The 20,570-nt window shown below is 63.5% G+C and carries 12 protein-coding genes, 1 tRNA gene and 2 rRNA genes; 9 read left to right on the top strand and 6 right to left on the bottom strand.

Annotated elements, in window-relative coordinates; translation table 11 throughout:
- Positions 1 to 2: 2 nt before the first annotated feature.
- From NKJ57_RS00075 to NKJ57_RS00065, 3 genes are read left to right on the top strand one after another with little or no spacing between them, the layout of a single operon-like run.
- Complete coding sequence (locus NKJ57_RS00075; protein ID WP_352510227.1) at positions 3 to 344, top strand: cupin domain-containing protein; 342 nt, start codon at positions 3 to 5, stop codon at positions 342 to 344.
- A 23-nt stretch (positions 345 to 367) separates the two neighbouring features.
- Positions 368 to 712 (top strand): cupin domain-containing protein, encoded by a 345-nt coding sequence (locus NKJ57_RS00070; protein ID WP_023737483.1) that lies wholly within the window; start codon positions 368 to 370, stop codon positions 710 to 712.
- A gap of 20 nt (positions 713 to 732) precedes the next feature.
- Positions 733 to 2,241, top strand: coding sequence for an aldehyde dehydrogenase family protein (locus NKJ57_RS00065; RefSeq protein WP_352510226.1), 1,509 nt, complete (start codon positions 733 to 735; stop codon positions 2,239 to 2,241).
- A gap of 55 nt (positions 2,242 to 2,296) precedes the next feature.
- Here the strand turns inward: NKJ57_RS00065 and NKJ57_RS00060 are convergent, their stop codons facing one another.
- On the bottom strand, positions 2,297 to 2,836 hold the full coding sequence (locus NKJ57_RS00060) for an invasion associated locus B family protein (RefSeq protein WP_196814081.1): 540 nt from the start codon (positions 2,834 to 2,836) through the stop codon (positions 2,297 to 2,299).
- Between the two features lie 270 nt (positions 2,837 to 3,106).
- On the opposite strand from NKJ57_RS00060, the gene NKJ57_RS00055 reads away from it, so the two are divergent.
- From NKJ57_RS00055 to NKJ57_RS00035, 5 genes are all read left to right on the top strand, one after another.
- The gene (locus tag NKJ57_RS00055) at positions 3,107 to 15,331 is read left to right on the top strand and encodes an inverse autotransporter beta domain-containing protein (RefSeq protein WP_352510225.1); all 12,225 of its coding nucleotides are present in this window, start codon (positions 3,107 to 3,109) and stop codon (positions 15,329 to 15,331) included.
- Positions 15,332 to 15,449: 118 nt separating this feature from the next.
- On the top strand, positions 15,450 to 15,956 hold the full coding sequence (locus tag NKJ57_RS00050; RefSeq protein WP_352510224.1) for a phage tail protein: 507 nt from the start codon (positions 15,450 to 15,452) through the stop codon (positions 15,954 to 15,956).
- 12 nt (positions 15,957 to 15,968) lie between these two features.
- Positions 15,969 to 16,490, top strand: a complete 522-nt coding sequence (locus NKJ57_RS00045; protein ID WP_023714158.1) for a phage tail protein — start codon at positions 15,969 to 15,971, stop codon at positions 16,488 to 16,490.
- Between the two features lie 9 nt (positions 16,491 to 16,499).
- A complete protein-coding gene (locus tag NKJ57_RS00040; protein WP_023672957.1) occupies positions 16,500 to 17,027 on the top strand; it encodes a phage tail protein in 528 nt (175 codons plus the stop codon).
- 10 nt (positions 17,028 to 17,037) lie between these two features.
- Positions 17,038 to 17,565: a GNAT family N-acetyltransferase gene (locus NKJ57_RS00035; RefSeq protein ID WP_352510223.1), complete on the top strand. Its 528-nt coding sequence runs from the start codon at positions 17,038 to 17,040 to the stop codon at positions 17,563 to 17,565.
- Between the two features lie 14 nt (positions 17,566 to 17,579).
- Here NKJ57_RS00035 and NKJ57_RS00030 read toward each other — a convergent pair whose 3' ends face one another.
- Entirely contained in the window at positions 17,580 to 17,963 is a 384-nt protein-coding gene (locus NKJ57_RS00030) for a 2OG-Fe(II) oxygenase (protein WP_352510222.1), read from the bottom strand.
- A 260-nt stretch (positions 17,964 to 18,223) separates the two neighbouring features.
- On the bottom strand, positions 18,224 to 18,493 hold the full coding sequence (locus NKJ57_RS00025; protein WP_352510221.1) for a DUF6916 family protein: 270 nt from the start codon (positions 18,491 to 18,493) through the stop codon (positions 18,224 to 18,226).
- Positions 18,494 to 18,731: 238 nt separating this feature from the next.
- Between NKJ57_RS00025 and NKJ57_RS00020 the strand changes: the two genes are divergently transcribed.
- Complete coding sequence (locus tag NKJ57_RS00020) at positions 18,732 to 19,520, top strand: SapC family protein (RefSeq protein WP_352510220.1); 789 nt, start codon at positions 18,732 to 18,734, stop codon at positions 19,518 to 19,520.
- A 320-nt stretch (positions 19,521 to 19,840) separates the two neighbouring features.
- On the opposite strand, the gene NKJ57_RS00015 is transcribed toward NKJ57_RS00020, so the two are convergent.
- The 3 genes from NKJ57_RS00015 to NKJ57_RS00005 all read right to left on the bottom strand — a co-directional run.
- Positions 19,841 to 19,917 (bottom strand) — tRNA-Met (locus NKJ57_RS00015).
- 258 nt (positions 19,918 to 20,175) lie between these two features.
- Positions 20,176 to 20,290 (bottom strand): 5S ribosomal RNA (rrf, locus tag NKJ57_RS00010).
- Positions 20,291 to 20,492: 202 nt separating this feature from the next.
- Positions 20,493 to 20,570 (bottom strand): 23S ribosomal RNA (locus NKJ57_RS00005); the annotation flags it as partial.

The following is a 20,570-nucleotide window of genomic DNA, read 5'->3' as shown; positions in this document are numbered from 1 at the left end:
ACATGCCGACACCGCACTGGCCGCAGGCCTCGACCGTGGAACTGGAGGATTGGGGCGCGGGCAGCAACACGCTTGCCGGCTCGCCGCGCGCCTCGGGCAAAATCCTGTCGCAGAACCCGGACGGATCGAGCGAATGCGGCCTGTGGTCGTGCACGCCCGGCTCGCGAAAGGTCACCTTTGCCGCCGACGAGTTCTGCCATTTCCTGTCGGGCCGCGGGACCTATGTCCGCGAGAATGGCGAAGAGATCCCGGTCGAGGCCGGCATGCTGGTGTTCTTCCCCGCCGGCTGGGCCGGCACCTCCACCATCACGCAAACACTGACCAAGGCCTTCATGTGCCGCTGAGCACTTTTTTCAAGGAAATCGCCATGACCACGCCCATCATGCAATCCCCGCTTGCCATCACCGACCTCGTCGACTGGGGCGTCATCCCGACCATGATCGAGGGCGAGTCCCACACCTCGGGCAAGCTGCTCTACAAGGGGCCGGAGGGCCGTTCGGAATGCGGCCTGTGGGTCTGCACTCCCGGCAAATGGCACTGCCATGTCACCCGCGACGAGTTCTGCCACTTCCTCGAGGGCCGCTGCACCTATGTGCACGAATCGGGCGAGGTCATCCAGATCGAGCCGGACACGGCGGCGTTCTTTCCTCAGAATTGGAAAGGCGTCTGCACCGTCCATGAGACCATCAAGAAGGTCTACATGATCCGCTGAGCGGACCTGAAAGGACGACCATGCAATTCTCCGCTGACCGGCCGGCTTTCTTCGTCAATCCGGACTACCGGCCGATGACCGGCACGGCAAAACCGGTGATCGATCCGGCGACGCTGGAGACCGTCGGCTCGATCTCCGCCGCAACGGACGGTGAGGTCGATGCGGTGCTATGTGCCGCAACCACGGCACAAGCCGCCTGGAAGAAGCTCGATGCCAAGAGCCGGGCAAAGCATCTGCATGCGGTCGCCAACGCCATCGAGGCGGCAGACTTCACCCGCTGCGCAGAGCTGATGGTGCGCGAGATGGGCAAGCCTTATCCCGAAGCAATCGGCGAGATCGCCAATTGCGCGCCGATCTTCCGCTACTATGCCGAGATGGCGCGCGACGACGCCGGCAAGATCGCCGGTACGACGCAGGCCGGGTCGTTCCAGTATGCGCGCTACGAGCCGTATGGCGTCTCCGTGCACATCATGCCTTACAACTTCCCGATCCTGCTGATGTGCTGGACCGTTGCGGCCTCGCTTGCCGCCGGCAATGGCTGCGTCATCAAGCCGGCCGAAGCGACGACGCTGTCGACGCTGGACTACATGACGGTGTTCCGTTCACTGCCGGAAGGGCTGGTCGCCTGCCTGCCTGGCACGGCCGCCACCGCGCAGGCGCTGATCGCCTCCGAGCGCACCTACGCTGTCGCCTTCACCGGCTCGGTCGCCGCCAGCAAGGCCGTGGCAGTCGCCTGCGCCGAGCGCATGAAGCCTTGCGTCATCGAAGCCGGCGGCAGCGATCCGCTGATCATCAGCGAGCACGCGCCGCTCGACGTGGCGGCAGCCGGCAGCGTCACCGCCGCCTTCCACCTGACCGGCCAGGTCTGCACCTCGGCCGAACGCTTCTTTGTCGTCGACTCGGTTCACGATCGCTTCGTCGAGCTGTTCGCCGAGAAGACGCGGGCGCTGCGCATCGGCAATGGCATGGACAAGACCGAGATCGGCCCGCTGGTCAGCGAAGCCGCCCGGGCGAAAGTGATGCGGCTGGTCGATGATGCTATCAGCAACGGCGCTATAGCCGTTGCCGGCGGGCGCATTCCGCCGGCGCACAACACTGGCTGGTTCTACGAGCCAACGATCCTGACCGGCGTCACCCCCGATATGGCGATCGTGCGCGAAGAGTGTTTCGGACCGGTCGCCGCGATCTGCCGCGTCAAGGATTTCGACGAGGCGATCCGGCTTGCCAATGACAGCCCGTTCGGCCTCGGCGCCTCGGTGTTCACCACCGACCTCGCCGAGGCGCATGAGGCGGCCGAGCGGCTCGAGGCCGGCATGGTCTGGGTCAACAACCCGCTGATCGACAATGACGCCTTGCCCTTCGGCGGCTGGAAGGCATCAGGCCTTGGCCGCGAGCTGGGACGCCAGGGACTCGACGCCTTCCGACGCTCCAAGATGGTCATCATCGACCACAGACCGGCGACCCAGGACTGGTGGTACCCTTACCCCGACAGCTGGTTCCACGAGACAGGCGGCCGCAAGCACGTGTGAGCCCGGCCAGTCCACAACGTAAGCTGATGCTTACGCATCTGCCGAGATAGGCCGGCTATTTCAACGCTTGAAGCTTGTCGATCGCGGCAGTGAATCCGGCAAGCGAGACCGGAATGGTCACCGGCTTGCGCGTCACCGACTCCATGCCGATGTTCAGGTTGGTTCCCGATTTCATCGCCTTGACGAGGTCCGCCGACAAAGGGGTCGCGGCATAGGCGCCGTTCTGGTCGCTGGTCTGGATGGCGATGGTCGTCTTCTGCCCCTGGTCGATCTGGTACGAGGCGCCGGAAGGCAGGAACAGCCCGTGCGGCAAGGCCAGCAGCATGGCGAGGTTGCCGTTGCCATTGTCGCGGCGAACCGTAACGGTAAGAACGCGCTGCCCCGTCTTGGCCTCGGTAAGGTTTTGGGAGACCTGGCATTGAAGCTCGGTGCCGGCCGATCCGCTGGCGCAGTTTAGCGCCCACGGATTGCCTTCTGCAGGCTTCGTCTCGGCAGATTTGGTTGACTTCGGCTCTTCGGCAAGCACCGACCCTGCCGACACGACCAGCCATAGCGCGCCAACCCAGGCGGCCCGCCCACAAACGGTTCTCAGCAATGAAGCCACCCGATCCTCGTCGTGTCAGGGTTTCGCCGAGCGCGTTGATACAACAGCCGAGCCTGGCGGGGAAGCCAATACGGTACATGAGCTCAGGCTAAATTACTGTTGCTGAATTGTCACAATAAACAACTTTGAAATCTTGTACGTGTAAAGCAAACAATCATGCTCGCTATACACTGGGATTCGGATAGTATTAGCGACGGAGCGTGTACTCGTCGGGGTTCGCAAGGGATGGAGACGACCGAGAAAACTCGGCAGATCAATGACATGGCGACGCACGGAAGAAGCTTCCGGGCGAATAGCAAGTATCGCCGGTCAGGTTTTTCCAGGCATCTCTGGAAGACGACTGCGCTGTCCACTCTGGCACTTGCCCTTTCCGGCATAGCCGCCCATGCCGGCGACACCGGACTGTGGCAGCCGCAGGTCCGCGTCATCATCGGCGCCAACAACAATGGCGGCAACACGGCGATCGAGGGTTTCCTGCCGCTGAAGCAGAACCTCGAATCCGTTCTCTTTCTCGATGTGCGCTCGAAATACGATTTCGACGACGGCTTCGGCCAGGACGTCGGCCTCGGCGTTCGCCGCATCGTCAATCCGGATCTGATGATCGGCGGCTACGCCTATCTCAACATCCAGAACCACGACAGTCACCAGTTCGTCGCCTCGACGCTCGGCCTCGAGGCCATCACCTCAAAATACGATGCGCACGTAAACGTCTATCTGCCGATCAGCGGCGACCGCAGCACGGCCGGGCAAGAGTCGAGCCTGTCGCTGGTCGGTCATCAGCTGATCGAGCAGATATCGGCCATCGCCCACCGCGATTACGCGGCCTGGGGCATCGAGGGCGAGGTCGGCGTTCAGGTGCCGCTCAACCTGCCCGAGAACCATTCACTGCGTTTCGATGTCGGCGCCTACCATTTCGGCGATCCCGACGGCGACGACGGCAGCATCACCGGCGCCAAGGCCGGCCTGGAATATTCGATCGGCGACGTCATCGGCAAAGGCACGTCGCTGACCTTCACCGGCGAGGTGCGCAACGACAACCGCGATGACACCCAGTTCGCCGGCAGCATCCGGCTGACGGTGCCGCTCAACGCTTTCGACAAGGGCTCGTCTTCGGCCGATGACGGCGCCGAGCCGGTCTATCCGGTCAGCCCCGGCCTGCGCAAACGCGTCAACGAGCGCGTACGCGGCGACATCGGCGTTCGCATCGAGAGCCAGGACAAAGTTACCGGCACGTCGACGCGGGTGGCGATCAATGCCGCCACCAACACGGCATTCGGCCAGTTCTTCTTCGCCGATGGTGACAACGACGCGCTCGGCCTCGGCACGATCGGCGACCCGACCACGCTCGACAATGCAGTCGCCGGCGCCGGCGCTAACGGCGTCGTCGTCGCGCTGGGCGGCAAGGGAAACATTACGACAGCCGGCGTGACGCTCGCCAACGGACAGACCGTTATCGGCGGTGGCGGCGGTGTCCAGGCGCGGCTCGCCGACGGCAGCATCGGCACCTACAATTTCGGCGGCTCCAACGGCACCATCCAGGGCACCAACCCCGCCAACAACGTCCTGACGCTCGCCAATGGCAACACGCTGAGCGGTATCACCATCACCGGCGGCAAGGACGGCATCTTCGGCAACAACATCACCGGCGCCACGTTGACCAACGTCACGGTCACCGGCACCGGCGGCCACGGCGCCGACTTCACCGGTACATCGACCGGCGTCAATGGCTCGAACTTCACCGCGACCGGCAACGGCCTCGACGGACTGCACATCGAAGGCGACGGCACCTATAACTTCACCGGCACGACGCTGCTGCAGGGCAATGGCGACGACGGCCTGGATATAACCGGCCACGGCACCTACACTTTCGCCACCCTCAACGCGCTCGACAACAACGATGCCGGCATTACCGTTAAGGGCACCGGGGTCGCCGGCTCGATCACCATCACCGGCGGCCAGGTGTCGGGCAACAAGGCGCTCGGCGACGACGGCGTCGGTGTCTTCATCGATCCGATCACCGCCCATATCGTGCTGGATTCGATCACCCAGACCGGCGGCACATCGGGCGTCGTGCTCGAGAATCTTTCGGGCAGCCTCACCGTCAACGGCGCGACGACGATCTCGAACACGACCGGACCGGCCATCGCGATCACGGATTCGCCGGCCGCGATCCGCTTCGGCGACATCAACATCACCAATCCCGGCACCGACGGCATGGTGTTTGCGGGCGCCAACACATCAATAATTGCCGGCAACATCGTCATTGCTGGCCTCGGCTCCGGCGTCGGCCTCGATTTCTCCGGCAGCCAGACGAATTTCACCGCGCAGTCGCTCAACATCACTGGCACAGGCGCCGCCGGCTCGATCGGCGTCGATCTATCTTCCCCGAGCGCGGGCGGGGCAACGATCGTCATCACCGATGGCGGCGCGATCGCCAATGTCGACACCGGCGTGCGCTTCGGCATTTCCGGCTCGCCGGCCAATTCGGCCAATGCCCAATTCAGTTTCGGCGGCGGCTCGATTGCCGGCATCACCGCCTCCCTCGACGCGCGGGGGCTCAACCAGACGCTCGGGCTCTATGCTTTCGGCTCGACGACCTTCAGCGGCCCGCAGCTGTTCGACCAGCAGAATGTGATTTTCGTCGGCGCGACCGCGACCGGTTCGGGCACCGGATCCTCGCTGCTCGACCTGGCGACGGTCGCGACGGCCGATGCCAATGCCGACGGCACCGCCATCTTCGTGCTGGTCAATCGCGGCACGGACATAGACGATGCGGACGCCTTCTCGCTGAGCGCCGGCCAGACGCTGGCTTCGTTCGGCAACGGCCGCACGTTCTCGCTCGGCGGCATCCCGATCAATGTGACGGGCGACAATGTCGTGCACAGCAGCACCGTCTCCGACGCCGGCGGCGCAGCCACGCTGACCAATAGCGGTGCCGGCGACACGGTGACGCTCGCCAACAATACCTCGCTGCTCGACTTCAACCTGTCCAATACCGGTGGCGGCAACGCGGTTCACGGCAGCGCCGTCAGCAATGTCACAATGACGGGCCTGGCCGTCAGCGGCGCCGACCTGAACGGCTTGCTGTTCGACGGCACCAATACCGTTACCGCCACCAACCTCAGCTCGACCAACAATGGCGGCGCCGGCTTGTCGATCCAGGGCGACGGAACCTATTCGTTCAACGGCACGACGACGCTGTCGAACAACGGCACCGACGGCCTGTTGATCAACGGCAACGGTACCTACGGCTTCGAGACGCTTGACGCCAAGGTCAATGGCGGCAGTGGCGTCGACGCCACATCGACGGGCGCCGGCAAGCTGACGACCACTGGCGGAACGATCTCCGGCAATGGCGGCAACGGATTCAGCGCATCCCAGATTGGGCTCGATGTCACGCTGACCAGCCTCAACCAGATTAGTGGCGGGACCGGTGTCGGCCTCACGAACGTCACCGGCAGCTTCGATATCTCCGGCTCGACGACGATTTCGAACGTCGCAAACGGCATTGTCATCCAGAATAGCTCGGCAACGGTAGGCTTTGGCGGCAATGTCACGGTCACCGCTCCTTCTGGCTCTGGTATCATACTGGCTGCCAATTCCGGTGCCATCACTTTCGGCGATGTCGCGATCGACCAGCCGGGCCAAAACGCGATCGACATTTCCGGTACGAACGGCACGATCAGCTTCGCCAACATCGACATCACCGGCCTGCCGACCGGCAAGACCGGGCTCGACCTGTCGGGCAGCCAGTCGACCTTCACCGCCACCTCGCTCGACATCACCGGCGCCGGCACTTCGACCGGCATCGACCTTTCCGGCACCACCGGCGGCTCGGTGACGATCGGCACCGGTGTGATCTCCGCCGGCACCGGCGTCCAGATGGGCACCAACGGCGCGGCAGGCACCAGCGCAAACACGACCTTCTCGTTCGGCGCCGGTGTCGGCACCAGTTCGATCACCGGGACGACCGCCTCGCTCGACATGCGCGGCCTGCTAGCCGGCAACGGCACCTATGCCTTCAACGCCACCCATCTGGTCGGCCCGCAGCTGTTCGACACCGCCAACGTCATCTTCGTCGGCGCAGCAAACACCGGGACCGGCTCCGGCGCGAGCGTTGGCGACCTTATCAACGCCGACGCCGCCGACGGTCTGACGACCGAAGCCAACACCATCTTCGTCCTTGTCAACAACGGCGCTGGAACCATCAACACCGATGCCGACGGCTTCACGCTTGCCGACGGCCAGCAGATCGTCTCCTTCGCCAACGGCAACACCGTCGCTCTCGGCGGGCCGCCGGCCAACGTCACCGGCGCCGAGGTGGTTACTTCGGGCACCCAGGTCGATCCGTTCGGCAATGGCGCCGCCACTCTCAACAACTCGGCCGGCAGCACCATCGATCTCGCCAACGGCAACCGCGTCGCCGACCTCAGCGTCAGCAATGCGGGTTCGGGCTCGGCGATCAACGGATCGAATGTAAACGCGGCCACCATCACCGGGGTGACGATCAGCAGCGCCGTAACCGGCATCGACCTGACCGGCGCAACGGGTGCGATCAACATCACCAACACGACGATGGGCGGCGTCAGCGGCACCGGCCTGCTGGCCAGCAACTTCGGCGGCACCGGCACCTTCAACAATTTGGATATCACCGGCGCCGGTATCGGCGTCAGCGTCACGGGCGGTTCCACGGGCACGCTGACCTTCGACAATGCGAGTTCGATCGCCGGCACGACGGGCACGGCGCTCAGCATTCTTGGAGCAACGCCTAACCTCACCTACAACGGCACCATCAATCAGACGAGTGCCGCGAGCGCGGTCATGATCAGCGGCATGACCGGCGGCTCCGCCACCTTCGCCGGCCAAATCACCGCCAGCACCGGCGCGGCCAACGCCATCGACCTGACCGGCAATGCCGGCGGCACGATCAATTTCACCGGCGGGCTCGACCTCACCACCGATGGCGGCCTTGCCTTCAGCGCCATCAATGGCGGCACGCTCACCGTCACCGGCACCAACACGACCGCATCTGGGCTCGGCCCTGTCGAAAACGGCATCCATCTCGGTGGCGCCGGCGGTTTGACCATCGGCGCAGGCGGCGTCATTTTCGACAGCGTCACCGTCGACGGCTCAGGCGGCGCCGTGCAGACCGGCATCCTCATCGAAAACACCAGCGGCGGCAGCGTCACCTTCGGCGCTGTCGACATCAATCGCGTCAATGGCGACGCCATCCGCCTCACCAACGTGGCCAACGCCGTTACCTTCAATGGCACGACGACGATCGACACGGTTGTTGGCGGTGGCCCCGGCTTCGTGGTGCAAGGCAGCGCCGCGACGGTCAATGTCAACAATCTGGTGACGACGCTGGTTTCGGGCGACGACGTCAGCCTGACCAACAACACCGGCACGATCAACATCGGCGGCACCATCACCGGTTCCGGCACCGGCAACGGCGTCGTGGTTTTTGGCGGCAGCGCCGCGATCACGGTCTCGGCCAACATCTCCAGCTCGGCAACAGCACCAGGCACGGCGGTCAAGATCGACGGCACCATCGGCGGCTCGGCCCAGTTCAGCGGCAGCGTCACGTCGACCGGCACCGGAAATCTGTTCGCAATCGGCTCGACATTGCCCCCGGCAGGCGGTGCGTTCAGCTTCACCGGCCCGACCCTGTCGGCGAGTGGTGGCGGCGGCGCGGTGGTCGGTGGCCTGATCGGCACCGCAACGTTGAATGTTACCACCCCGCTATCGATCACCAATGCCTTGGGCACCGGCCTGTCCGTCTCCGGTGTCGCGAGCACCGCATCGGCAACCTTCGGGGCGGTGACCGTGACGGGCGCCGGCGGCATCGGCATCAACATTGTCGGCAATGCCGGCCCGGTGACCTTCGGCACGACCCAGGTCACGCTGGGCACCACGAGCGGCACTGCCGGCATCAACTTCGCCGGCACCAACAACGATGTCAGCTTCGGCACGACCACCATCGACGATGTCGGCGCCAACCAGACCGGCATCGACTTCAGCGGCTCCTCGACGACGGCCGATTTCGGCCTGACGACGATCACCGGCCTGGGCGACCTGACCTCGCGCGGCATCGACCTGTCGTCGACCACCGGCAACAAGGTCATCACCTTCCTGCAGGGCTCGAAGATCGACAATGTCGGCATCGGCGTCGAATTGTCGTCCGGCCAGACCACGGCGACCTCCGCCAATGCCAACTTCACCTTCGGCGACGGCGATTCGACCGACGGGCTGGAATCCTTCATCATCGCCGCCGCCGGCGGCTTCACCGTCAACGCGGCCGGTCTCGATCCGACGCTCGGCAACTACGATTTCGACGACGTGTTCTTCACCGGCAGCGCCAACCTCGCCACCGCGCCCGGTTCGATCACGCTGGTCTCGCAGTCGGGCGGCTTCATCGCCGCCGGCACGACCGGCAATCTCAGCATGGGCGTCAACACCATTTCGCTCGCCGCCGCCGATGCGCTGACCGGCACGCAGAACTTCGCCTTCGTCGGCACGATCAATCTCGGCGCCACCGCCTTCACGCTCGATTCCGGCCAGACGATCACCGGCTTCGGCAACAGCAATGTGGTTTCGACCGGCACGATCCAGCCGGCCAACGTCCAGGGCAATCTCGGCGCCACCGGCGGCAACATCACCGGCGACGAGGCCGTGGTCAGCGGGACGGCCAACCTGATGCAATTGCTCGGCGACAACGCCGTGCGCCACACCGCTTTCGACTTCAGCAGCGCGACCGGTGCCGCCTTCCTCATCGATCAGAGCGCGGTCGGCTTCAGCAATGCCAGCGGCATCACCATCGAAGGCGTGACGATCAGCAACGTCGCCGCTGGTCAGACGGCCATCCAGGTCGCCGGCCTCAACGGCAATCTGTCGATCATCAACAACAACATCAACGTTGCCGGCACGCTGCTCGACGTCAACGGCGGCACCGGCACCATTTCGGTGTCGCGCGGCATCCTGCCCAACAGCGCCACTCCGGGAACGCTGACCGGTGGCGGCATCAATATCGCCAACCGCACCGGCGGCGCGGTGACCTTCACCGACCAGGTGACGATCACCGGCGGCAACGGCGTTTCGATTTCGGGCGGCAGCGCGGCAGCTGCGGTCAACTTCAATGGCGGCCTCGACATCACGACATCGTTGGCCACCGGCCTCAGCCTTTCGGGACTGAATGGCCTCACCGTCGCCAATGCCGGTTCCACGACGATCAACGCCACGGGCCAGACCGCGCTGTCGCTGCAAGGCACACTCGGCGCCGGCGGCGTCAATTTCGACAGCATCACCTCGAGCGGCGCCACCAGCGGCATCATCCTCAACGGCGTCACCGGGGCGGTGAATGTCTCCGGCGCAACCAGCATCACCGGCACCGGCAGCTTCGGCATCGACGTCACCGGCGCCAACACCGGCACGTTCACCTTCAACACGGTGACGGTGAACAACGTCGCGACGACCGGCGGCGGCATCAACTGGGTCAGCGGCAACCTCAACATCGCCAGCCTCGCCAACATCGACACGAGCAGCGGCGTCGGCTTCTCGCAAAGCGCCGGCACGGTGAACTTCCTCAACGGCCTGACCATCGATACCACCAGCGGCACCGGCATTGTCGGGACCGGCGGCACGATGGGCATCACCGCTTCCGCTGCAGCCCAGACGGTAAATTCGACCAGCGGCCAGGCCATCAGCCTCTCCGGCGTCGCCGCCACCATCGCGCTCGACTCGACCTCGTCGGGCGGCGGCACCAACAATGTTGGCCTGGCCAATGTCACCGGAACAGTCAGCCTCGGATCCGGCGCATTGAGCGGCGCTTCGGGCGTCGCATTCCTGCTCAATGGCAGTGCTGCGACCGTCAGCTATGGCGGCACGGTCACCAAGACCACCACCGGCAAGATCGTCGACATCTCCGGCGTCACCGGCGGCACGGTCACACTGTCCGGCGCGCTCAGCGCCACCGGCGGTTTCGACAATGGTATTTATGTCCACGGCAACTCCGGCGGGACCATCACTCTCAGCGGTGGCACGAAGACGCTGACCACTGGCGCCAATACGGCGGTCGACTTGACGACCAACACCGGCGCGACGATCAACTTCGATACGGGTGGCCTGGTGATTACCACCACCTCCGGCACGGGCTTCAACGCCAGCGGCGGTGGCACGGTCAGCGTCGGCGCGCTCCTCAGCGACAACAGCATCACCACGACGGCCGGCGGCACCGCGTTGAACCTCAATGGCGTTGCGATTGGCGCTGCGGGCATGAATTTCGACAGTGTTTCGGCCACTGCCGCCGCAACCGGCATCTCGCTGAACAATATCGCCTCGTCCGGCGGCGGCGCCATCATTCTCGGCACGGTCAACCTGCAAGGCATGACCACGCGTGGTGTCGATGTTTCCGGCACGCTTGGCGCGGCGCTGTCCTTCAACGATCTCGACATCGGCCTGAACAGCACGACAGGCATCGCCTTCGACCTCAATGGTGCGGCGATCAACGCGGCGATCACCGCCAATGATTTCGACGTGACCAACGCGGCCGCCGCCGGCAGCACCATCGCCGTCGACCTGCGTGGCGCCACTGGCGGCCAGACGGTACGCCTCGGCGATGCCGTTGTCGGCGGCGCCAGCTCCAGCATTGCCGGCGTCAACACCGGCGTGTTCCTCAACAGCGCCACCAACCTCGCTTTCACCTATGGCGACGGCGAATCGGCGACCGACCAGCTCTCGACCATCGGCGCCAATGTAGGCATCGACGCATCCAGTGCGCCGGTTGCCGGCACCTACAATTTCCAGGATGTGAACTTCCAGTCGGCTCCCGGCCTGGGCTTCGGAGTCGGCAAGGTCTATTTCGTCGGCGCGTCCGCGACCGGTGACGGCAGCGGTCGCGACCAGAACAATCTCGCGACGCTGGCCACCGCCGAAGCAGCAGCCGTGGCGACGGACATCCTGGTTCTCGTCAACGATGGCGGCACCATCACCGCGGCAGGCAGCAATGGCAACGACACGCTGGCTCTCGCCACCGGCGAGCAGGTGCGCGGCTTCGGCAACGGCAACATCAATCTGGCGCTGACGGTGCCCTCGACCATCCAGCTCGCCAGCAACAGCATCTCGATCATCGACCAGACGCCCAATGGCGCCGCGACGCTGACGACGAGTGCCGGCAACAATGTCATCACGCTCGGCGCCAGCGGCAACATCATCGACGGCTTCATCCTGAATGGCAGCCCGGCGGGTGCCGCGCGTGGCGTCAAGGACAATGGCGCGGGTGCTGCGAATACCGTCATCAGCAACATGACCATCAGCAATTTCGCCACGCAGGGTATCGAGATTACCCCGTCGAACAGCACGACGATCAACAACGTTACTTTCTCCGGCAACGCCAGCGATGTGTGGCTGAACGCGTCCAACACCACCATCACCAACGTCACCAGCACCGGCGCCACCGGCATTGCCTTCAGGCTCGACAACACCACCGGCACGACGACGCTGACCAACGTCAACATCACCACCGCAGCGACCGGCACCGGCATCGCCTTCGGCGGCGCGTCGGGCGCCGGCGGCACGATCAGCGGCACCAATGTCCAAATATCGGGCGGCAGCGGCCTTTCGGTGACCGGCGGCAACGCGGTGATCAGCTTCGACGGCGCCAGCTCCATCATCAGCACGTCGGGCGCGGCGGCCACGATCTCGACCCGCGCTGGCGGCAGCTTCACCTTCGCCGGCTCGGTGATCGCCAACGGCGCTGCGAGCGGCATCAGCATTTCCGGCGCGACGGCGGCCAATACGGTGAGCTTCACCGGTACGGTCGATCTCGGCACCACGACGCCGATGACCGGCACCGCAGTCGCAATCAACAACGGCGCCACGGCCTCGACCGTCAGCTTCGCCAACCTCGACATCGTCACAAACGGCACCACCGGCTTCAGCGCCATCAATGGCGGCACAGTCAATGTCACGACCGGCACGGTGAGCTCCACTTCCGCGCAGGCGGTCAACCTCAACGGCATCGCCACCACCACCGGCATCAATTTCACCTCGACCAATTCGACCGGCGGCACCAACAACGTGTCGCTGACCAATGTCGCCGGCGCCGGCACTGTCAGCCTCGGCTACGGTGCGCTCAGCGGCGCGACCGGCGCCGCCTTCCTGGTCACTGGCGGCTCGGCCAACATCAGCTATGCCGGCTCGGTCACCAAGACCACGGCCGGAAACGTCGTCAGCATCTCCACCCGCACCGCCGGCACCATGACGCTGTCGGGAACTCTCAGCGCCACCGGCGGCGTGGCCAACGGCATCCTCGTCAACGCCAACACCGGCGGCACGATCAACTTCTCCGGCGCCAGCAAGATACTGACCACCGGCGCCAACAATGCCGTCGACCTGACGGCGAACACCAACACGGCGGTCAACTTCACCGGCGGCGGCCTGGCCATCACCACCACCTCCGGCACCGGCTTCAACGCCACGAGCAACGGCACTGGCACCGTGACCGTTACCGGCTCGGGCAACACAATTTCGACCGGCAGCGGCGTCGCGGTCAACCTTGACAGCGTTGCTATCGCGGCGGGCGGCGTGACCTTCGCTTCCACAAACAAAGGCGTCGGCGGCACCAGCGCCGTCATCCTCGATTCCGTCACCGGTTCGGGAGCGATCGACCTCGGCACCGGCGCGCTGGTGGGCGGAACAAGCGCCGTGATCCGTATCGGCGATGGCCTAGGCACCGCCAACAGCGGCGGCACGGCGGCGTTCACCTATGCCGGCGCGATCACCAGCGGCAGCACCGGCCAGGCGGTCAACATCCAGGATCGCGCCCTGACCGCCGGCAACATCACCCTGTCGGGCAACATCACGCATAATGCGGCGGGCCAGATCGGCATCCTGCTGGACGACAATGTCGCCGGCATCATCACCTTCTCCGGCGCGTCGAAATCGATCACCTCGACCACGGCGGCTGGCGTCAGCCTGAGCGACAATGCCGGCGCGACGATCAACTTCACCAATGGCGGGCTGGTCATCGCCACCACCAGCGGCGCCGGTTTCAATGCCACCGGCGGCGGCACGATGACGGTGCAGGGCACCGGCAACACCATCGTGTCCGGCACGGGCACGGCCCTTAATGTCGCCAACACGACGATCGGCGCCGGCGACGTGACGTTCAGGAGCATTGCGTCCAATGGTGCAGCCAACGGCATCGTGCTCAACAACACCGGCACCAGCGGCAATCTGGTGGTGACCGGCACCGGCGCGACGGGGGGCAGCGGCGGCACGATCCAGAACTCGACCGGCGATGGCGTCAGCCTGACCGACACTCAGGATGTCAGCCTGAGCAACATGATTATCAGCGACAATGCGGGCAACGGCATAAAGGGCCTGCGCGTCAACGGTGTGGTGCTCAACGGTCTGACCCTGAACAGCAATGCCGATGCCAACACCGAGTCCGGAATCCTGTTCAACGAACTTACCGGCAACGCCTCGCACGTCACCACGTTCACCAACCTCACGGTCTCCAACTCATTCACCCATAACGTGCAGGTCATCAATTCCGGCGGCACGTTGGCGAACCTGGTGGTGAGCGGCGGCACGTTCTCGAACAACGGCGCCTCAAACAATGCCGGCAGCGACTTCATCTTCGAGGCGGACGGCGCCGGTGTCGCCGGCGCGCCGACGATGACGCTGACCGTCGACGGCGCAACCTTCACCGGCAACAACGCCTATCCCGGACCGGGAGTCATCCCTGGAACCGGTCTGTTCGTCATTGCCAATGACGGCACCGTCAACGCTCACATCGGCGAGACCACGGGAAATCTATTCAACAATCTGAACAACGGCATCAACCTCACCCAGAGCAGCAATTCCGGCGCCGGCACGGGCGGCAATCTGAATTTCACCGTCCGGAACAACACCGTCACCAACAGCGACTCGACGGCCATCAACGTGTTCAGCAGCGGCGACCTCGCACGGACGCTTGACGGCACAATCGCCAACAATGTCATCGGTACGCAAGGCGTAGCAACCTCGGGATCGCGAACCGGCAACGGCATCAGGGTTGGGCATGAAAGCCTCGGCGTCGCCAAGGTGCTGATCGACAACAACATTATCCAGAGCATCGGCGTCAACGGCATAAGCGGTGGCGACAGCGTCTCGATCACGCAGCTCGTGCAGCCGGGCACCGTGCACGCGACGGTCACCAACAACACCATTCGCGACAATGCCGACAGCCGCGGCATCACGGTCACCGCCACATTTGCCGGCGCTATCATCAATGCCGACGTTCATGCCAACACCATCACCAACGTCAACAACGCCAATGCCATCCGCTTCCTCGCGGACGGCCTCGGCGGCGCCGACGGCACGATCAACGTACCGCAGGCGAGCGAGGCCGGTATCGAAACCGTCAATGGCGGGGCAACGGCACTGACGGACACCCGGACGTTCTTCAACCAGCCGCTGCCACTGCTGCCTGCCGCGACACCGTAGTCAGCAACCTTGGATTTCGTCCTAGGAAATATATTTTATGAATCTGATATCGACTTGTTGTCTTACTTAGGCATAATACAAGAATTCAGACAGTAAGCCGCCAACGGAGGGAACGGGGATGAGTGAGCCTTATTTAGGTGAAGTCAAGATCATTTCCTGGAACTATGCACCGCGCGGCTGGGCATTTTGTAACGGCCAGTTGTTGCCGCTTAACCAGAACCAGCCATTGTTCTCACTTCTTGGCACCAGGTACGGCGGCAACGGCCAGACAAATTTTGCCCTTCCGGATATGAGGGGACGTGCGCCGGTTCATACGGGCGGCCCTATTGGTGCAATGGTCGGCGGCCAGGGCGGCGAAGAGTTTCACACGCTCACGCTCGGCGAAATGCCGACACACAACCATTTCGTCAACGCATCGAACACTGCCGGAAACGTCAACAATCCATCCGGCGCGCTGTTGGGGGCGAACGCCAGCCCGATCTATCAGCCGCCTGGCAGCGCGGTGGCTATGGCGAAGGAAAACATCACTTTCGTCGGTGGCGGCCAGCCGCATGAGAACAGATCGCCCTATATCGTCTTGAATTTCATCATTGCCCTGCAAGGCATATTCCCGTCGCGAAATTAAGAGGACGCTTCGATGAGCCAACCTTTTGTCGGCGAGATCAGGATGTTCGGTGGCAATTTCCCTCCGAATGGCTGGGCGTTCTGCCAAGGCCAGTTGATGCCGATCTCCGAGAACGAAACCTTGTTCAATCTGATCGGTACGACCTATGGCGGCGACGGGGAGGAAACATTCGCCCTGCCCAACCTCGCATCCCGCATCCCCGTCCATGCTGGCAAGGGCCCGCTGGTCAGCCAGACCTATATCGTCGGAGAACTGGGCGGGGTCGAATCCGTCACTGTTTCAACCCAACAAATGCCGAACCATTCCCATACCTGGACCGGTTCGTCGAATATCGCCAAGAATCCGGGTCCGTCCGGCGGTGTCCTGGCGACATCGAGCCTGCTGACGCCCTATGTGGGTATCGCACCTGATGGCAACATGGCCGCCGGAGCCATTTCGCCGGCCGGCGGCAGCCAGCCTCACGACAATATGGTGCCGTTCCTCGCCGTCAGTTTCATCATCTCGCTATTTGGCATCTTCCCCCAGCAAAGCTAGAGACTTGCCATGACCAATCCGTTCGTCGCCGAAATTCGAATTTTTGCCGGAGATTTCGCCCCGACGGGGTGGGCGACCTGCGATGGCCAGCTCCTGCCAATCTCGCAGAATACGGCGCTGTTTTCGCTGCTGGGCACAGTTTACGGCGGCGACGGCAAGTCGACCTTCGCGTTGCCGAATATGGCTGGCTCCGCGCCCATGGGGCAAGGACAGGGCAATGGCTTGTCGGAGCGGTTTCTCGGCGAGACGGGTGGCGAAACGTCCATCACCCTTCTGCAAACGGAAATGCCGCAACATAATCATTTTGTCGCGATATCCACCGAGAGTGGCGCCCAGGGAACTCTTACCGATGCGGTTGTTCTGGGGAAGTCGGGGGGCGGAACGCTGTATCAGAACAACACTTCGCAAAATCTGGTCCAGATGGACCCCCAGGCACTGAGCATGACGGGCAGTACGTTGCCTCACAACAACCTGCCTCCCTATCTGGCGATGACGTTCATCATTGCCATGCAAGGCGTTTATCCGGCGCGTCCGTAAGCGCCACTCCATGATCCAGCTTCCGATTGTGGACAACGGGCCTGTTATATTTTGCTGGGTGCGCGCGGCGCGGATTGATCTGACGTTCCGCCCGATGGCGGACGCCGATCTGCCGTTCATGTCGGCGCTCTACGCCTCGACCCGCGCCGAAGAACTTGCCGTCACGCCGTGGAGCGACGCGCAGAAAACGGCGTTCCTCGACATGCAGTTTCAAGCGCAGCACGCGCATTACCAGAAATACTATCTCAACGCCGACTGGCTGGTGATCGAGCAGGCAAGGCAAGATATCGGTCGCCTGTATATCGAGCGCTCGGCGAGCGAGCATCGCATCATAGATATCGCCTTCCTGCCGGCGCATCGCGGCAAGGGGTCTGGCGGTGCGTTGCTCGCCGATCTCATCGATGAGGCCGTCGCCGTCGGCAAGTCGGTCTCGATCCATGTCGAGAAGAACAATCCAGCGCGGCGGCTCTACAAACGCCTCGGCTTCACCGTTGCCGAGGACAAGGGCGTCTACGACCTGATGATCCGTTCGCCGTAAGGCCGTGCCGGTCGTCACGTGCCGCGATACCAGGAGACGATGGTGAAACGTTCGTTGCGCGTGACCGGGGTGACCTCGTGCGTGGTTTCCGAACGAAAGGCGACGAGAGAGCCCGGCAACGCGGGCATGGCAACGCGCAGGTCCGGGCCGCTGTAAGGCCCATGCAGGACCAGCGAGCCGCCTGCATAGCTTTCTGGCGAAGGGTTGTCCGATTGACGGTTGAGAAAGATCACCGCCGAGATCTTTCGGAACCGCGACTCGTCGTGAATGAGCGGCGTGTTGCCATCCTGATGCGGCACAAAGAAATCGCCTTCCCGATAGTGAAGGAACTGAGGTTCCTCGACCTGGCCGAGCAGCCGCCCGAAATGCCGCTCCAGAGCCGCCTTCTGCCGCGCCAACAGGGGCACTCACTCGCTCTTCAGTGGCCTGCGAAACCTCGGCGCGCGCGGTCTTGCGGATCCATGCCGTCTTCTGGTCGGCACGCCCCAGCAGGCCGGCCGGACGGCCCACGGCCGCCCGGATTTCGGCGCACAGTGCGCTACACGCCGCTCCGTCAAATACGTCCGCAATCTCGATATAGTCGATCATATGTCGAGCCGCCGCGCTGGCAATCACCCTGATGACCGGATCGTCCCCTGGCCGATCGGACCGCGAAAAATCAGTTGAATACCGCCTCGTAAAGCCGCCCCGCCGCATCGGCAGCGATCGGCACGATGAAGATCTCATGGGCGCCGCTTTTGCCGTTGAACCGATAGATAGCCTGCGGCAGCGCCGCGTCGCGCGGCCCCCTGAACAGCAGCGTGAAGCCACCGCCGTCGCGCGGGCTGTTGGCAATGGGCTGCACCGCGCTGAGTTCCAGCGTGAGCGTCTGACCGCCGGCTTCGACGGAAAAGCTCTGCCCCTGCTCGAAATCCGAAATCGATGCCATGCGCCTGCCCTGGTTCGTCTGTCTTTCAGACGGCTGTCTTGAGAGTCTGTCCCGTCAGCCAATGTCGCTGCTTGATGGCATGCTGTCTATAGAGCTTGATCTCCAGAAGTAGAAAAGAGCACGATCGAACAACGATGTAGATTTATCCCGCTAATGTCGGGGTAGATCAGTCGTCAGCGCGTTGCGCCCTCGCCGCCGCTGGCCTAAACCGGGAGCGCATAAGAGGAGAATGCCAGGGATGACTGATGCGAAAACGGACGGGGCGGAAAGCACGGCGGCCAATGCGCTGCCGCTGTTCTACAAAAAGCCCGAGGCGCTCAATCCGCTACGGCACGGCTCACTCGGCCTGGCGGCGCGGGCCGATTTCTCCTTTGCTCGCACCGCGCACGCAATCCCCGTCGTCGCCTCGGAAATGCCGGCGGCAATGCGCTCCTACCCGATCGTTTTCATCGGCGACGCCAAGGCGCCTGTCATCATCACCGGCCTGCGCCAGGACCAGAACCTGTTCGTCGGCGCCGACGGCAAATGGGCGGAGCCGCATTACATTCCCGCCTATGTCCGCCGGTACCCCTTCATCCTCGCCGATGAATCGAAAACGACCGGCCGCCTGACGTTGTGCATCGACCGCGCCAGCGAACGCGTCGTCGAGCTGACGCCTTCGTCCAAGGGCGGCGACGAGACCGCGCCCTTCTTCGACGGCAACGAGCCGGCCGAGGCCTCGAGGCAGGCGCTCGCCTTCTGCAGCCAGTTCCAGACCGACTTCAATGCGACTCGCGCCATGATCGACAAGATCGACGCGCACGGCCTGTTCGCGCCGCGGCAGAGCAAGGTGACGCTGGAGGGCGGCGAGACCCTCAACCTCACCGACTTTCAGGTGATCGACGAGCCGGCCTTCAACAAATTGAGCGACGAGGCGTTTCTTGATCTCAGGAAATCCGGCGCGCTTGCGCTGCTCTATTGCCATCTCGCCTCGAGCAACAGCTGGACCTCGCTGGCCTTCCAGGCGTCATTGCGGCGAGCTGGCTGACGCGGCCCGCGACGAAAAGCTTCGGCAAGGCGCGGGTTGTTTAAATCAACGGTTCGCGCCTTCGCACGACGATCTCTCCGCGGCTCGAATCATGCTGTTGTCGTGCAGATCGCTTGCCATGACGGGTTGGCGAACTTCCTAATGCTCGACGTATAGCTCTCGCGAAATGCGCCGAGGCGGCATCAATCCCCCGGTTCGCGGACCTCTCAATAAAGCCGAGCAGGCCAACCTTGCTGCCCTCCTCAATCCTTGAATAGCCGGTCGTCGCCATCGATCACGGTCCGAACGCAAAAAGCCCGCGTGAAGCGGGCTTTTTTTGTTGGTTGCGGGGACAGGATTTGAACCTGTGACCTTCAGGTTATGAGCCTGACGAGCTACCGGGCTGCTCCACCCCGCGTCACCTCCAGGGCAAGCTCTTGCTTGCTCCGGACTCTCCAGGGCAAGCTCTTGCTTGCTCCGGATCTGAAGCAAGCGTTTGCTTGCTTATCTGGACGTAAGCCTGGGCCTATGAACAGGATGGCTTACAGATAGGTATATGGCTGACCAAATGAAAGGGCCGCTTGCGCGGCCCGTGATCCCTTGGCGGGCCTTTTCGTAGAGAGAAGATTTCAGTTTCATCCGGTTTGCGGATGAGAGTTCAACGTGCGTTTTGCAGACCTGGCAGCGACCTACTCTCCCGCGTCTTGAGACGAAGTACCATCAGCGCTGGAGCGTTTCACGGCCGAGTTCGGAATGGGATCGGGTGCAGCCGCTCCGCCATAACCACCAGGTCGGCAAAACGCACGTTATATCGAGAAGCTGTTTTTTCGTGCCAAGGCGACGTTTGTGTTTTGCTTACGGGCGTAAGCCCGCAAGCGCGACTGCGCGTCGCCGGTTTTCCGGCGCCCTCGCGGAGCATAGGCCCTGTAAGGGCCGCTCATGCGTGAGCGCTGGTCAGATCATCGTGTTTCACGATGAGCATAAGGAATGAGAACGATCAAGCCGATCGAACTATTAGTACCGGTAAGCTTCAAGCGTTGCCGCTCTTCCACACCCGGCCTATCAACGTGG

Source organism: Mesorhizobium sp. M0077 (assembly GCF_040322955.1).
Taxonomy (GTDB): domain Bacteria; phylum Pseudomonadota; class Alphaproteobacteria; order Rhizobiales; family Rhizobiaceae; genus Mesorhizobium.
The sequence above is the reverse complement of the archived record's forward strand: the minus strand, read 5'-3'. Positions and strand labels throughout refer to the sequence as shown.

Coding starts and splice junctions, on each gene's coding strand:
- NKJ57_RS00075 (WP_352510227.1), top strand. CDS start 3: ATGCCGACACCGCACTGGCCGCAGGCCTCGACCGTGGAACTGGAGGAT.
- NKJ57_RS00070 (WP_023737483.1), top strand. CDS start 368: ATGACCACGCCCATCATGCAATCCCCGCTTGCCATCACCGACCTCGTC.
- NKJ57_RS00065 (WP_352510226.1), top strand. CDS start 733: ATGCAATTCTCCGCTGACCGGCCGGCTTTCTTCGTCAATCCGGACTAC.
- NKJ57_RS00055 (WP_352510225.1), top strand. CDS start 3,107: ATGGCGACGCACGGAAGAAGCTTCCGGGCGAATAGCAAGTATCGCCGG.
- NKJ57_RS00050 (WP_352510224.1), top strand. CDS start 15,450: ATGAGTGAGCCTTATTTAGGTGAAGTCAAGATCATTTCCTGGAACTAT.
- NKJ57_RS00045 (WP_023714158.1), top strand. CDS start 15,969: ATGAGCCAACCTTTTGTCGGCGAGATCAGGATGTTCGGTGGCAATTTC.
- NKJ57_RS00040 (WP_023672957.1), top strand. CDS start 16,500: ATGACCAATCCGTTCGTCGCCGAAATTCGAATTTTTGCCGGAGATTTC.
- NKJ57_RS00035 (WP_352510223.1), top strand. CDS start 17,038: ATGATCCAGCTTCCGATTGTGGACAACGGGCCTGTTATATTTTGCTGG.
- NKJ57_RS00025 (WP_352510221.1), bottom strand. CDS start 18,493: ATGGCATCGATTTCGGATTTCGAGCAGGGGCAGAGCTTTTCCGTCGAA.
- NKJ57_RS00020 (WP_352510220.1), top strand. CDS start 18,732: ATGACTGATGCGAAAACGGACGGGGCGGAAAGCACGGCGGCCAATGCG.